Below are 13,509 nucleotides of genomic sequence, written 5' to 3' on the forward strand. Positions count from 1 at the left end.
GCCGCCGTGGCCGCGGCCTCGGCGCCGGCGGGCGCGCCCGCGGCCAGCACCGCGTCGGACAGCGTCAGCGGGACAGCCACCGCCACCAGGGCGGCGACGGGGTAACACATCCTGCGGATGTGCCTCATCATGAAGGTCCTCTCGTCGTGGCGATTCACCAGGCCGTAACGACCGGCGCTGGCACCGCAGGGAAGATTCGTCCGGCGGAGAGGACAGGTGCGGCACGACACGTGCGGCCGTGCCAACAGTTGGCCGGATCTTGTTCTCTCCCGACCCTGCACAGGGAAGATCCAGATCTAGGTCGAGGCGCCCCACGGCCGGAACCGGACCAGGAACCGCTCCCGCGGATCCGCCTCGTCATCCGCCCGCGTGTGCCCCTTCCGGCGCGGTGTGGCGGGGCCGGTGACGTACGACCGCCACGCCCAGCAGCCGGTCGTGCAGGACCTGCCCGCCGGCGTCCAGGAACGCCCCCAGCCCGGCGGCGAGCAGGAGCACCAGCCCGACGTCGGGGACGAAGGCGAGGAAGGGGAAGGCCAGCGTGCGAAGGGCCGTCCTACCCGCTCCCAGCCGTTCACCCGTCCGCGCGTCGGCAACGCGCAGGCGCAGCAGCCGCTTGCCGAGCGTCCGCCCCCACAAGGTGTGCTGCGCCCAGAAATAGAGGAGCAGCGCGGACAGGGCGAGCAGTTCCTCGGGCTTCACCCTGCTGTCGAGCACATCGCCGAGCCGGCCCAGGAGCCCCTGACGGAACCAGAAGACCCAGATGTAGCCCTGATCGATCAGGGACCAGGCCGGTTCCACGACGGCGCGAAGAGCCGCGACGACGACCAGGTAGTCGATCAGAGCCGCCACCGCACGACGCCATGCCGTCCCGGTCCCCTCCTCGACCGGCTTCTCCCGGGTCGCCGTACGCGACGCGGCGTACACCAGCGCCGCCGCCAGCAGGAGGCACAGCTGGTTCGATCCCCAGCCGTGGAGCACCGCGCGGAACCAGTCGGCGCTGAGCAGCGGGATCGTCTGGCCGCAGCTTCCCGGCTCGCTGTACATCGGGACGAGGGGCTCGACGACGGCGGTCAGGACGAGAAGCACCGCCACCCGTCGGCCGACGACCTCGTGGTCTTTCCCGCGTACGTACGCGAGGAGCCCCAGGAGCACGGCCAGAGCGGGAACCGCCCAGCCCTCGGCGGTCTCCACCACCCTCGACAGGTCATCGCGCAGCGTGGAAAGCGGCCATTCCTCGCCGCCCAGCATGCCTACGCACCCGTGAATCTCGAAGGATCCTTCGCCGTTCTCCAGTTCCCACCGCTCCCGCCACAGCTCCCACGTCGGAACGGCGGCCAGGGCTGCCGCGGCCACCCAGGCCGAAACGGCCGGCAACGACAAGCGGCTACCCTGCGGCACGGTGATCCTTTCGTCCGTCTGGGCGGCACCTTACCGATCACTCGTCACAGGGGAAATCCGGCGGATCGACCCGGTCGCGGCCGCGTCACCGGCGGCGGCTCAGCAGGCGGAGAGCACGATCTCCCGCGCCGCGCGGGCGAGCTTCTCGTCGTACGGCCGGCCCAGCTCACGCGCGAGCTCGATGGTCCGGTCGAGCAGCGCCAGCGCCTCGTCATGGCGGCCCGCCACGCGGCAGGTCTCGGCGTAGGCGTGCAGGAAGTCCATCTCAAGCTGCACCTCGGCCAGCGGTTCCAGCAGCTCGAAGGCCCGCCGGTGGTGTTCGAGCGCCTCCTCGGGTGAACCCGTGATCCGCAGCGCGACACCGAGATAGTTGTGGCACAACGCCTGGTTGTGTTGGAGATTGTTCTGCTCGGACAGTTGCAACGCGTCATGCAGCGTTCGCAGTGACTCCGCCGGGTCGTCCGGTGCCAGTGCGAGACCGAGGGTGACCAGTCCGGTGACCCGTGCGGGCCCGTCCGCCAGGGCGACGGACGCCCGGGCGAGTTCGACGGCTTCACCGCGCCGCCCGAGGTGAAGTGTCACCCATCCGTCGAAGGCCAGCGCCTGGGACTGCCCCATGGGACGCCCGAGTTTCTCGAACAGCTCGCGTGCCCGCCGGAAATGCGCCTGTGCCGCTTCGAGGTCACCGAGATCCCGGCGCACGAAGCCGATGCGCAGTGCCAGAGCGGCCGCGGTGTCGTCGTCCGGCCCCGACCGCTCGGCCAGTTCGTAGGCGGACAGCGCCTCGGTGAGGCGTCCGGCGGCGGCGCGGGCGTAGCCGAGGTCCGCGAGCAGCGAGGCCCGCTGCCGATCGCGGCCGAGACGTGCCGCGGCGTCCGCGGCGGCTTCGAGCAGGCGTGCCTGGTCGTCGGTTCCGCGGTGCCGGAAGAACCAGACCCGCATGGCCTGCGGCAGCTCGGCCACCACCTCGTCCATGCCGAGCCGTACGGCCGCGTCGAAGCAGGCCACCAGGTTGACGTACTCGAGGTCGAACCAGGCCATCGCCTTGGCCGGATCTCCCGGCGAGGGTTCCTTGCGGTGCGGCGAGGGCAGCGTCCGATCGTGGGCGACGGCCTGCTCCAGATAGTGCGTCAGGACCCGGCGCAGGGCGGCTTCGGCCCGTGGCTCCTCCTCTGCGGCGATGTCCGCCGCGTACTGCCGGATCAGGTCGTGCATCCGGTAGCGCCCGGGCGATGGCTCCTGGACCAGGTGGGCGTCGACCAGCTCCTCCAGCGCGGCGCCGGCCCGGTCGGGCGGCATGTCGGTGAGCGCGCCCGCCACCGCCGCGTCGAAGTCGGCGCCCGGCAGCACGCCCAGCAGCCGGAACATGCGGCGCTGGACCGCGTCGAGCTGCTGCAGCGACATGCCGAAGGCGGAGTCGAAACGGCTGGGGGTGGCGCGCAGCCGCTCGGCCAGCACCGCCACCGTCCAGCCCGGGCGGTGGCGAAGCCGCGCGCCCGCCATCCGCAGCGCCAGCGGGAGCCCGCCGCACTGCCGCAGCACCTGGCCGACCGCTTCCTCTTCGGTGAGCGAGAGCCCGGCCGCCCGGCCGAACAGGTGCACCGCGTCGTCGTCGGCCAGCGGCTCCAGGGACACCGGCGGCACTCCGTCCAGGCTGACCAGCCGGTGGCGGCTGGTGACCAGGACCGCGGACTTCCCCGCGCCGGGGAGCAGCGGGCGCACCTGCTCCGCGTCGACCGCGTTGTCGAGCACGACGAGAACCCGCAGGCGGGACAGCTCCGACCGCCAGAGCGCCGCGCGTTCGGCGGTGCCGGCCGGGGGGTGCGTGACGTCCAACGCGCCCAGCAGCCGGCCCAGCGCGGTGTGCGGCTCCAACGGCTCCTGACCCGGGGTGAAGCCCTGCAGGTCGAGATAGAGCCCGCCATCCGGATACGCAGGGACGAGCCGATGGGCCACATGCACGGCCAGGCTGGTCTTGCCCACGCCCGCCATGCCGTCGATCGCGGCCGCGCCAGTGGTGCGCAGCAGCTCTTCGACCAGCGCGGACTCCGCTTCCCTGCCGGTGAAGTCGAACAGGTCGGCCGGCAGGTCGTTGCGGCGCCGGGCGGGCTGGGCGCCGGCTTCGGCCGCCTCGGCCCACAGCGCGCGCAGTGGCCGGGGATCGCGTCCCACGGCCCGGCACAGCGCCACGACGGCCTCCCACGGCGGCACGAGCCGACCGGTCAGGTAGCGGGACAACGACGAGCTGCTCAGACCCGTCTGACGGGCGAGCGCGCGCAGGCTGAGCCCGCTCAGCTCCTTGATCCGGGCGAGCTGAGCCACCAGTCGCTCCTGGGGGCTGGACACGTGGAACACCGTACCCGTCCCGGCCCGCGCAGACGGATCGGCGATGCGTTCGCGCTGCTCAACCGGGTTCTCCCTGTCCCACGGTGTCCCACGGACCAGGCGGGCCCCGCCGTGCCGATGGTCGGATAGCTCCTGTCGGAAACACCCGCGACGAAGGAGAAGCGATGTCGACCGAGCGCATGCCGAACCCGGCGGCTTTGATCCCCGAGGCGATGGAGGCCCTGATGGCGGTCAACAGGGCCATCGCGGGTGCCGGAGTGGACGGCAAGCTGCTGGCGCTGAGCCACCTGCGGGCCAGCCAGATCAACGGCTGCGCTCCGTGTGTGGCCGGGGGCGTCCACCAGGCCCAGCGGCACGGCGTGACCGCGGAGCAGGTGCACGCCGTCGCCGCGTGGCGGGAGACGCCGTGGTTCAGCGACGAGGAGCGCGCCACGCTGGCCCTCACCGAAGCCGTGACCCGGCTCGCCGACCGGGAGGACCCGGTGCCTGACCAGGTGTGGGACGTGGCCGCCAAGCACTTCGACCAGAAGGAGCTGGCCGCGCTGCTGCTCAACATCGCGATCGCCAACGCCTTCAACCGGCTCAACGTGCCGACCCGCCAGCAGGCGGGCCAGTGGTGACACCACCCCCGACCAGCGCCGACCCGAGCCACACGTCACAGAGAGAGGAAGTCGTCATGTCGAACACCACGAAGACCACCACCGCCAAGGGCCAGAAGTACGACGGGTTCACCGAGGAAGAGCGCGACGCGATGAAGCAGCGCGCCAAGGAGCTGAAGACGAGCGCTCGGCGGGGCGCCAAGGCCGACACGGAGAGCGAGGTGCTCGCGAAGATCGCCGAAATGGCGGAGCCCGACCGGGTGATCGCCGAGCGGTTGCACGCCCTGATCAAGGCCAGCGCGCCCGAGCTCACGGCGAAGCTGTGGTACGGGATGCCCGCGTACGCCCGCGACGGCAAGATGATCTGCTTCTTCCAGTCTGCGGCGAAGTTCAAGGCCCGCTACGCGACACTCGGCTTCAGCGACGAGGCGGCCCTCGACGAAGGCGCCATGTGGCCGGCCTCGTACGCCCTGACCGAGATCACCGCCGACGTCGAGGCGAGGATCGGGGCGCTCCTGAGGCAGGCGCTGAGCTGAGGACCGGGCGCCGGCCTAGTCGGGGATCGGGCCCAGCCCGAGAACGGCGCGCAGAGCGTTCTCCAGGTCGGTGGCGCGGTCGAAATCGCCGGCATGGCCAGTGAGGAAGGCGAAGGTGTAGCCGGCGGCTCCGGCATAGTTGCCGCCCAGGCCGCCCATACCGTAGTCGTCACCTTCGATGCCGAAACCCAGGCCCCAGGTCGCCTGTGTCCCTAGAACCGCGTCCGTCCCCGAGCACTGGGCGGTGGTGGCCTCGGCGAGCAGGTCGGCTGACAGCAGCCGCGGCAACGCGGAGTAGAACCCGGCGGCCGCGCGGGCGGTGCCGTGGCCGTTGACAGCGGGGATCTCGGCGGCCCGCCAGGCGGCGGAGTTGACCACAGCCGGGTCCTGGGCACCGGGCGGATTGCCGATCGCCCGGTGGTAGAGGTCGGGCTTGCCGTCCAGCGCGGCAGCTCGGAAGGCCGAGGTCAAGCCGGTCAGCCCGATCGCCCGTGCCTGTTCGGCGGGGCCGAGGCCGATGTGAAAGTCCAGCTCGTGCGGGCCGCAGACCTCCTCGGCGAGAAAGCGGCCAAGCGTCCGCCCATCGGTGCGCCGGACCAGTTCGCCGACCAGGTGGCCGTAGAACAACGCCGACTCGCCGTGGGCGGTGCCCGGCTCCCACGACGGCTCCTGCGCGGCGAGAAGCGCGCACATCCGGTCCCAGTCGTAGAAGGTCTCGGTGGGCACCATCTGGTCCAGTGCCACCACTCCGGCCTGGTGCGACAGGACATGGCGTACGGTCGCCGGCGCGGTGAACTCGGGCCAGTAGCGCTGCATCGGGGCGTCCAACTCCAGCACGCCCCGATCCACGAGGAGCAACGCACAGACTGCCGCGAACGGTTTGGTCACGGAGTACGGCATGACGATGCTGTCGCGTGACCAGCCGGGCCCGCCCCACAGGTCGACGATCCATCGGCCGTCCAGCTGGGCGGCGACCGCCGCCCCCGCTCCTCCAGCCTGCCGCTTCAGCACATCGGCGAAAACGTCCCGTACCTGTTCGAAACCCGGTTCCACCGTTCCGTTGATCACGGCCACCCACCCTAGGAACGGAGGTCAGCCGAGGGCAATCGGGATTCGGTCACGACAGATCGCCCCGGCAGCGCCCCGTCCTCCAGGAAGGTGCGGTGGTGGGAGTGATGGCGGCCACCGGCCGAGGGCGACGTCTCCCAGGAGGAGGATGTCCCGACCGCGGAGAATCACCCCAGAGGGGGACATGAAATCAAGGATCGCTTTGACGACCGGGAATGGGATGTGTGTGCGGTCCGGGCCCGAAGCCGGAGCTCTCCGGGGCCCGCACCGCACCCGGGGCGGGGCGCCCGGCACCGCCACAGCCGGAGGCGCCCGAGCACCGCACCCGGGATGGTGCGACTTCGAGCCTCCTCCCGTCCCCGAACCCCGACTGGCTCGGAAAGGTCGAAGTGCTCGCGGACCTGGGCGAAGAACATCTCCCGGTGCGGATAGCCGGCCTGGTGGAGAAGTTCGGCCCCAAGCCGCAGGCGGCCGAAGCGAGCGTGAAGATCGCCGCGCCAGCCCGACGCCGAAGGAGCGGCGTACTTCCACGGCACGGTGACCCTCGCCGCGATCCGGCTGCGGCTTTTGTTGGTGGTCCGCTTCGCTAGGCACTCCTTGGACGTGCTGGTCACCGGCTGTTCGCGTGCACCACACGAATGCGGGATCCGTCGATTTCTTGCTCGTTCAGTCCTGCGATGGCGGCTTCCGCCTCCTGAGGGCTGCCGAAGGTGACGAAGCCGAACCCTCTTGACTCGCCCGTGTCCCGGTCCCTCAAGACGATGGAATCCAGCACAGTCCCGAATTCGGAGAACGCCCACCGCATCGTGTCATCGTCCGTTTTCTTGCTCAGGTTGTCCACACGTACTTTCGCTGACATGCCTCACCCCTCGCTGTTGCTGGCGGATACCCACACTGCTTTTCGAAGCGGCACAGCCCCTGATGCAGGGGGCCGTCAGCTTGCCGGGCTAAGGAAGCCGCTCGATGATCCAGGTGCTGAGCTCTTCGGTGATCGCCGTGTGCCCCTCGTTCTGGGACGCGAGCTTGAATTCGTCCAGTTCGCTCGTGTCGGGGGAGAGGCTGTCGATGCGGACGTACAGATCGTCGTTGGTGGCGATGTCGCGGATAGCGACGGCGCTGACCGCCGGAACGAAGCAGTGCGAGCGGATCGGGTTGTCCACGCCCAAGCCGAGGAGGGTGAACTTGTTGAGTGCGTCGGCGAGGATGCCGAAGCCCTCCAGCGTGCCGCCGGGGGCGCCGTCGATGTCGGGCATGCCCGTGGTGCGGATCTCCGGCCGCTGCAAGGTCACGACCCGAAGAGTGGCGACCAGCGAGTCGTCGCCTGCCGACTGGCTGCGCAGGTCGGTGCCGGTGACGGCCGCGCCCGTACCGCGCAGGGCGGTCTGGCCGGGCCTGATGCCGTTGCCCCGGCCTGAGCCGACGCCGTTGGCGACGCCGATCAGCCGGGGAATCTGCGGCCAGTTGCCGACGCGTTCCAGTGCGGCGAGGAAATCCTTGCGCTCCCTGGCGATGTCGGGCTCGTCCTGCCAGCCTGCGATGTGCTGCCACAGCAGTTGCCGTGAGGCCGGGCTGTTCATCTGATCGGAGAACCGACTGTCGAGCCTGCGAATGTAGTGCGCGAACCCTTGCAGGGCGATAGGCATCCACGCACCACGGTGCGGGCTGTCGTAGGAGAAGTACAGCGCCGTCTGGTGGGAATCCTCCGCCCTCCCCTGGCTTTCCATCTTGGCCAGCGCGTACCGGGTGACCAGGCCGCCCATGCTGAAGCCGCCGACCGTGAGCGGGTGGCTGCCCACTCGCCGCGCGATCGCTTCGCGGATCGCGGCGATGGCGGTTTCGGCGTTGTCCAGGATCGATGCGCTGCGTTCGGTGAAACCGAGCAGGACGACATCTCTACCGCGCCTGCGAAGTTCGCTGAGGAGTGGGAAGCCGGCGCTGAACTCCAGGGCGTTCCAGGAGAACTCGGGCGTGCTGGGCCCGGTGTTGAAGCCGTCGGCCATGATCACGGGCCTGGTCAGCCCGCGGTTGCGCTCCCCGTAGTACACCCAGGCGGTGCCACCGGGGAGAGCCCAGACATCGCTGGGCGCCGGTAGGAGCTGGGTGGGAGGCTCTTTGGGGCCGGGAGCCAGGATGATGGGCGGCGCGGCCTTGAGCGCTTCCGCGATCTGCTGTTCGTTCTGTCCGCTCATGCTGAGCCTCTCTGACGGAGATATCAGAGAGTATCACCATAACTACGATACGTAATCAGACGCGTTGGGGCTGATGAGCCCGTTATATGACCAAAAGGACGTCAGTAGATAGCAATGTTCGTATTCGAGCCCTCAGCAGGCACCACCCAGCGGTGCGGCACGACGGCACATGTGTTACGGACAGACTGCGCTAAACCCGTGGATCTTAGATGTTGACACCATCGCTCCTTCGGTCCCGACCAGGGAAATCTTTACTGATCGTCGACTCCGCAACACTCCGCTGATCAACGGTGGAACAGAGCGCGCCCGCATACCGTGACCTGGTCACTGTAAGTGAACGACTGGAGCTGACGGTTATGAGAATGTCCGTAACAGGCCTGACCCGTCCGGCCGCCATGGCGACCATGTCGCTGGCGCTCGCCGGGATCATCGCCTCCCCAGCCGCTGCCGCGGTGGCTTTCATCGGCCGGGACGTGCCGACCACCGTGACGATCGCGCCCGGCGCCACCGGGGCCGTGCCGTGGACGTACCAGAACACGGGCGGCTCCGGCCTGCTGCCCTCCTCTGGCATCCGGGTGGTCTTCACCGCGCCGGGCAACACCGTTTTCACCCCGCAGGCCACCGTCCCCTCCCAGTACAGCGACGACGGCTCGAACTGGCGGAACAATAACGTCGGCCTGCGCAACTGCACCCTCAGCGCCGGCAACACCACCCTGGCCTGTGAAGGCTATGGCATCAACGGAAGCCGCAGCAGCTGGCCCTCCGGCGGCTACTTCCGCTTCTCCCCGCAGATCACCGTTGCCGCCTCGGCCCCGGCAGGCGCCACCCTCCCCCCCGGCGCAGGCAGCTTCCACTACACCGACCCCAGTAACGGCACCGACTACGCCATCAACGACGGCACCCTGAACGTCGCCACTCCCGCTGCGCCCCGTAGGCCGCTGTGTCTGGACTCCCCCAGACGCGTCAACAGCGGCCCCATCCGGATCCGAGGGTGTGTCGACCACGCCAACCAGAAGTTCGTCATCGACGGCGGCCTCATCAAGGTGGCCGACACCGTCGGCACCGCCAGCGAGATGTGCATCGACGCAGGCACCAGCCGCAACGACTACGACAGAGTCCGCATCTGGGAGTGCGTGCCCAACCAGAACCAGTTCTGGGTGATCCGCGACGGATCCATCGTGATCAAGAACACCATTGGCACCGCCCGTGAGATGTGCATCGACGTCGGCACCACCCGCAACACCAATGACCAGGTCTTCCTCTACCAGTGCGGCGCCACCAACACCAACCAGAAATTCGTCACCCAGCGCGGCCAGATCAAGGTCGAAGACACCCTCTGAAGCCGTCAAGGAAACGACCCAAATACACGCGAAGGGCCCGGAGAAGACTCGCCGTCCCGCCAGCGCCGCACAGAGGGAATGGACCTGGCGGCTGCGCGCACGTCGATGTCTGCTGGACCTCCGCTGCGGCGGGCCGTGACCCTTGTCTCAAGTCGTGCACTCGGGCGAGATCGGCGTCGCTTGCGTCTGAACAGTCCGACAAGTTGCTGCCGAATGCGTGTTTCAAGCCGTTCCGCCAGCAGGCGCCGGTCCACTACGACTACGCCCCGGCCCGGCTGTTAGCGGAGGTGTTAGCAGAAGGCCCTCCCGGATGAACCGGGAGGGCCTCTGAGGTGGAGCCGCCTAAGGGAATCGAACCCTTGATCCCTTCATCACGAGCAATGCTGAAACGATCCTCGTCCTGCTTGCGTTGGTGCCTGACCTCCCGAGGCCGTCCATCGTCGTCCACGGGTGTCCACCATCGTCCATGAGCGTTGTCACGCAGTTCGTCACGCAGAGGGGCTCTGCCGGCGGCTCGCCGGACCGAGGTCACGTCCATCGAGAACCTCGATGTCCGTGATCGCCGTCGCGGTAGGGTCCAAGCTCAGCCAGATGACGTCTTCACCGTCGTGTTCCAACTGCACCACTCAGCAACCCGAGGAACCCTGGTGGGCCGTCAAGAGGTTGGTGCAGGTGGTGTCGTCGGGGCATAGCTCGTAGAGGTCACCCCACCAGCGACGGGCCTTGTTGTCCCAGATCCGGTAGCCGCCGGGCACGCCTCTGGCGAGGTATCGCCTCCTGTGCACACGCAACGAGTAGGCCCTATAGGAACGTGTCGCCTGGTCACTAGATGCCGGAGGGATCCGTGCTGCCGGCTCTTCCGAATGAGGCGAGAATAGGCCCAGCTCTGCGGGCCGGAGGTGGACGCCGGCCTGTAGGCAGGGTTCTAATCTCGCGTGCTCGTGGTCTGGGCGGATAATCTCAGCATCCCCAGCGACGTGCGAAAACGCTTGCGTTCGTTGCCATCGCTTTCCAGCGTTTTCCCGAGGGCGCGTGCCCCAAATATGCCCCGGCTAAGCAAAAGCGTCAGGAGCGAGCTGTGGAACCGAGGAACTGCTCGACCTTCTCCCGGAGGCTGGATGGCAGGTCGGCCAGTTCCAGAAGGATCGCGCGAAGTTTGCGTTCAAGGTCGGGGAACCGGCTCCAGGTCGCCGGATTCCTGGTGACGACCGCCGATAATAGATCGCCTTCGTACATGTCTCCTTCTGCCAGCGGGCTTTCCCGCAATATCTCCAGCGCCAGCGGGAGAAGGTGGGGCAGTCCGACATTCTGCCCGATCAACAAGCGCAGGTCCTCCACGGCCAGTGTGCCTATTGGTCGATGTCGTAGAGCGTGCACGGTCAAAATAAGGCGGGTCGCATCATCTGGTGGATCCGGCCAGTAGTCGCGCTCAAGCTCCTCCAAGGAGCGATCTCGGTTCATGGTGCTAGTCACCACCCGATTGTCCCGCGCGTACAACTCGTCCGTCCTGAACTCTCGTCTGCCGTCGACCCATGGCGGAGCGACAGCGGGCCGGGGACGGAGGGTCAAGCCCGGCCTTGCGTGTACCTGTGCCCGGCGACCTGCTGGTTGTCGTGACGGCACGGCTGGGCTTGACCTGAAGGAGCCGGGCTCCTCATCCCCGCCTCGGCCATCGCCCACGCTACGGCTCGTACGGTCCTACCTGAATCGAGCGGTCAAGCGGGCAATGGCGCGCGACCTGGTGAAGCGCAGCATCGTGGAACGCTGCTCGACTCCGACCGGCAAGGGGGGCCGGCCGAAGGCTCTGACCTGGCGCAAGCGGAAGCCGTGCTGACTGCCGCCGAAGGCACTCGGATGCATGCCTACCTCGTGCTGTCTCTGCTCACGGGAGCGCGTACGGAGGAGCTGCGAGCGCTTACGTGGGATCACGCGCAGATAGACACGCAGAGGCCCTCGCCGGTTCTCCGGGAGGGCCTCTGAGGTGGAGCCGCCTAAGGGAATCGAACCCTTGACCCCTTCATTACGAGTGAAGTGCTCTGGCCGACTGAGCTAAGGCGGCACGCCGCGAACGGCTTCGCACAGTCTACAGGGTCATCGCGGTTCTCGTGCACCCGTCGCCGCCGGGAGCGCCGCGCCCCTCTGAGCGCGCTCGGGGAGCCCGGCGCGCTCCACGGAGATCGGTAAAACTTCCCGAGCCGCCCGCAGGGTCTCCCTTTACCTGACGACCAGCAGGAACAGGGCATACGAGGCGCATCCGTCACAGGAAAAGCGCCCCGTCTCGCCTGACGGCGCCCACGGGGCGCCAGACAATCGACCTCATCGTTCGCGGCCGTTGTCGGCAGGTCGCCGCCCGCCCTCGGCAGGCGGCATGCTGGTCCTCGTCACGCAGGCGACGGCAGGGGAAACGACGGGTATGCGATCGGCCGGGCAGAAAGCGAAGGTCACACCGCTTCGTACGCGGTACAGCGGCGGTTCGAGCCGGCGAATGGCGGTCGCGGCGCTGGCCGCACTGCTGCCGTTCACCGCGTGTTCCAGCCATGGCCCGGCCACCTCGGAGCAACGGGGCACAGGCGCGAAGGCACAGCCGGCGGTCGAGGCGCCCACACCCGAGCTGCGCCCGTTCTACGCGCAGCGGCCCACGTGGCGCGGCTGCGGCGACGGCTTCCAGTGCGCCAAGATCCAGGTGCCCCTCGACTACGCGAAGCCCTCCGGCGAGCGCATCGAGCTCAGCGTGATCCGCCTGCCGGCCACCGGCAAGCGGGCAGGCTCCCTGCTCATCAACCCCGGCGGGCCCGGAGGTTCGGGCATCCAGTACGCGCGGGCGGCCCAGTCCGTGGTCAGTGACAGGGTGCGCGCCCAGTTCGACATCGTGGGGTTCGACCCGCGCGGCGTGGGCGAGTCGACCCCCGTCGCGTGCATGACGGCCTCCCAGCTCGACGCGTACATCGGGATGGACTCGAGCCCGGACACGCCGGCGGAGGTGACGGCGCTCGACAAGGCGTCCAAGCAGTTCGCCGACAGCTGCGGAGCGAAGGCGGCCCGTCTGCTCCCTCACGTCGGCACGGCCGACGCGGCCAGGGACATGGACGTCCTGCGCGGCGTCCTCGGCGACCCCGGTCTCACCTACCTCGGCAAGTCGTACGGCACCTTCCTCGGCGCGATGTACGCCGACCTGTTCCCCAAGCACGTGCGGGCACTCGTGCTCGACGGCGCGGTGGACCCGGCCGTGCCGGCGCTGAAGTCCAACGAGGTGCAGGCGAAGGGCTTCGAGGTGGCACTGAAGGCCTTCGTCGAGGACTGCTTCCTCAACGGCTCATCCCCCTTCAAGAGCCGTACGGTGGACGGCGCGATGAAGGAGATCAGCGACCTGCTGGTGAAGGCCGACCGGCAGCCGCTGAAGAACGACCTGGGCGACGGCCGGGTGATCAACGAGGCGTGGACGGTGATCGGCATCGCCACCCCGCTGTACGAGCGCGCGGCCTGGCCCCGGCTGCGGGAGGCCCTGGGCAAGGCGATGAACGAGGGCAACGGGACGGACCTGCTCCGGATGGCCGACCTGCTGGTCGACCGGCGGCCCGACGGCTCGTACTCGAACCAGACCGAGGCGAACATGGCCGTCAACTGCGTGGACCACCCGTACCCCAAGGCGCTCGGCACGTACCAGCAGGCCGCGGGCGAGGCCGCGAAGGCGGCGCCGCACTTCGGGCCGTTCGTGATGTGGGGTTCGCTGCCCTGCGCCTACTGGCCCGCGAAGCCCGTCGGAACCGACAAGCCGCTCAAGGCCGCCGGCGCGCCGCCGATCCTCGTCGTCGGCACCCTGCGCGACCCCGCCACGCCGTACGAGTGGGCACAGGGGCTCGCCTCGGAGCTGACCTCGGGCGTGCTCCTGGGGTACGACGGCGACGGGCACACGGCCTACCGCAGCGGCTCCACGTGTGTGGACAACGCGGTGGACGACTACCTGCTCGCCCTGCGCGCACCCAAGAACGGCACCGTCTGCCCGAAGACGGGCTGAAAGGCGCGAACCACCCAG

Annotated in this window: 11 protein-coding genes and 1 tRNA gene; 4 read left to right on the top strand and 8 right to left on the bottom strand. The window is 68.9% G+C overall.

From position 1 onward, the window contains the following. Positions 1 to 357: 357 nt before the first annotated feature. Positions 358 to 1,374, bottom strand: coding sequence for an RDD family protein (locus tag ABZ857_RS29260; RefSeq protein ID WP_357048820.1), 1,017 nt, complete (start codon positions 1,372 to 1,374; stop codon positions 358 to 360). 123 nt (positions 1,375 to 1,497) lie between these two features. Next, the gene (locus tag ABZ857_RS29265; protein ID WP_357048823.1) at positions 1,498 to 3,744 is read right to left on the bottom strand and encodes a helix-turn-helix domain-containing protein; all 2,247 of its coding nucleotides are present in this window, start codon (positions 3,742 to 3,744) and stop codon (positions 1,498 to 1,500) included. 164 nt (positions 3,745 to 3,908) lie between these two features. Between ABZ857_RS29265 and ABZ857_RS29270 the strand changes: the two genes are divergently transcribed. Continuing rightward, positions 3,909 to 4,364 (top strand): carboxymuconolactone decarboxylase family protein, encoded by a 456-nt coding sequence (locus ABZ857_RS29270; RefSeq protein ID WP_357048826.1) that lies wholly within the window; start codon positions 3,909 to 3,911, stop codon positions 4,362 to 4,364. Between the two features lie 56 nt (positions 4,365 to 4,420). Next, positions 4,421 to 4,879 carry a DUF1801 domain-containing protein gene (locus ABZ857_RS29275; RefSeq protein ID WP_357048829.1) on the top strand — a complete coding sequence of 153 codons (459 nt, stop codon included), beginning with the start codon at positions 4,421 to 4,423 and terminating at the stop codon, positions 4,877 to 4,879. A gap of 15 nt (positions 4,880 to 4,894) precedes the next feature. Here ABZ857_RS29275 and ABZ857_RS29280 read toward each other — a convergent pair whose 3' ends face one another. From ABZ857_RS29280 to ABZ857_RS29290, 3 genes are all read right to left on the bottom strand, one after another. Then, positions 4,895 to 5,947 (bottom strand): serine hydrolase domain-containing protein, encoded by a 1,053-nt coding sequence (locus tag ABZ857_RS29280; protein WP_357048832.1) that lies wholly within the window; start codon positions 5,945 to 5,947, stop codon positions 4,895 to 4,897. A gap of 610 nt (positions 5,948 to 6,557) precedes the next feature. Beyond that, on the bottom strand, positions 6,558 to 6,806 hold the full coding sequence (locus ABZ857_RS29285) for an RNA-binding protein (protein ID WP_357048835.1): 249 nt from the start codon (positions 6,804 to 6,806) through the stop codon (positions 6,558 to 6,560). A gap of 88 nt (positions 6,807 to 6,894) precedes the next feature. Next, entirely contained in the window at positions 6,895 to 8,136 is a 1,242-nt protein-coding gene (locus tag ABZ857_RS29290; protein ID WP_357048838.1) for a hypothetical protein, read from the bottom strand. 362 nt (positions 8,137 to 8,498) lie between these two features. Here ABZ857_RS29290 and ABZ857_RS29295 point away from each other — a divergent pair, with 362 nt between their 5' ends. After that, positions 8,499 to 9,476: an RICIN domain-containing protein gene (locus ABZ857_RS29295; protein ID WP_357048841.1), complete on the top strand. Its 978-nt coding sequence runs from the start codon at positions 8,499 to 8,501 to the stop codon at positions 9,474 to 9,476. Positions 9,477 to 10,102: 626 nt separating this feature from the next. Here ABZ857_RS29295 and ABZ857_RS29300 read toward each other — a convergent pair. From ABZ857_RS29300 to ABZ857_RS29310, 3 genes are all read right to left on the bottom strand, one after another. Then, entirely contained in the window at positions 10,103 to 10,261 is a 159-nt protein-coding gene (locus tag ABZ857_RS29300; protein ID WP_357048844.1) for a hypothetical protein, read from the bottom strand. 280 nt (positions 10,262 to 10,541) lie between these two features. Beyond that, a complete protein-coding gene (locus tag ABZ857_RS29305; protein ID WP_357048847.1) occupies positions 10,542 to 10,949 on the bottom strand; it encodes a contact-dependent growth inhibition system immunity protein in 408 nt (135 codons plus the stop codon). Between the two features lie 509 nt (positions 10,950 to 11,458). Then, positions 11,459 to 11,535: transfer RNA gene (locus ABZ857_RS29310), tRNA-Thr, on the bottom strand. Positions 11,536 to 11,961: 426 nt separating this feature from the next. Here ABZ857_RS29310 and ABZ857_RS29315 point away from each other — a divergent pair. Next, positions 11,962 to 13,491, top strand: coding sequence for an alpha/beta hydrolase (locus ABZ857_RS29315; protein ID WP_357048850.1), 1,530 nt, complete (start codon positions 11,962 to 11,964; stop codon positions 13,489 to 13,491). Positions 13,492 to 13,509: the final 18 nt, after the last annotated feature.

Source organism: Microbispora sp. NPDC046933, assembly GCF_040644635.1.
Lineage (GTDB): Bacteria > Actinomycetota > Actinomycetes > Streptosporangiales > Streptosporangiaceae > Microbispora.